Below are 750 nucleotides of genomic sequence, written 5' to 3'. Positions count from 1 at the left end.
GCTTCAGAACTAATTATCCCACCGCCTAAATATAAAACAGGTTTTTTAGCCTGATTAATCATTTGTGCCGCTTGTATTACTAAATCAGTATTAAATATGGGTACAGGATCTTTTTGTGGAATAGGCGGTAATGTTTCTAACGTAATAGTGGCTTGTTGGATATCTTTTGGTACGTCAACCCAAACAGGACCAGGTCTTCCTGACATCGCTAAACGAAACGCATCACAAATAATTTCAGGTAACTCAGCAATATCACGAACTAAATAGTTATGTTTAGTGACTGGAATCGAAATACCATAGGTATCGACTTCCTGAAATGCATCCGTCCCAATCATTGAAGAGGGTACTTGCCCTGTTATACAAACCAATGGGATAGAATCGAGCTTAGCATCAGCAATAGCGGTCACAAGGTTAGTTGCTCCCGGACCACTGGAAGAGATACATACCGCAGCTTTACCCGTGGTACGCGCAATGCCTTGGGCAATAAAACCGGCACCTTGCTCGTGGCGAGCAAGAATATGGCGGATTTGTTTACTTTTCCCTAAAGCATCGTAAAAAGGCAGTGCTGCTCCACCGGGGATCCCCGATACAATGGTGATACCCTGTTTTTCCAACAGGTGAACTATCAGTTCAGCGCCTGTAAAACAGGTTTTGTTTGATGATGTTGCGCCCGACTTGCTCATAATTTTTATCCTTCACACTAGGCGGCGGATCCGAGCGGTTGGTCATAAAAAAACCCCGCTCGGTTCG

General features: G+C 44.1%; 1 protein-coding gene. It reads right to left on the bottom strand.

Going from position 1 to position 750, the window contains the following annotated elements:
- On the bottom strand, window positions 1–683 hold a 683-nt coding region (locus ABN217_RS19270; RefSeq protein WP_349459862.1), incomplete at its 3' end, for a thiamine pyrophosphate-binding protein.
- Window positions 684–750: the final 67 nt, after the last annotated feature.

The organism is Proteus sp. fly-1067 (assembly GCF_040139345.1).
GTDB lineage: Bacteria > Pseudomonadota > Gammaproteobacteria > Enterobacterales > Enterobacteriaceae > Proteus > Proteus vulgaris_B.
The sequence above is the reverse complement of the archived record's forward strand: the minus strand, read 5'-3'. Positions and strand labels throughout refer to the sequence as shown.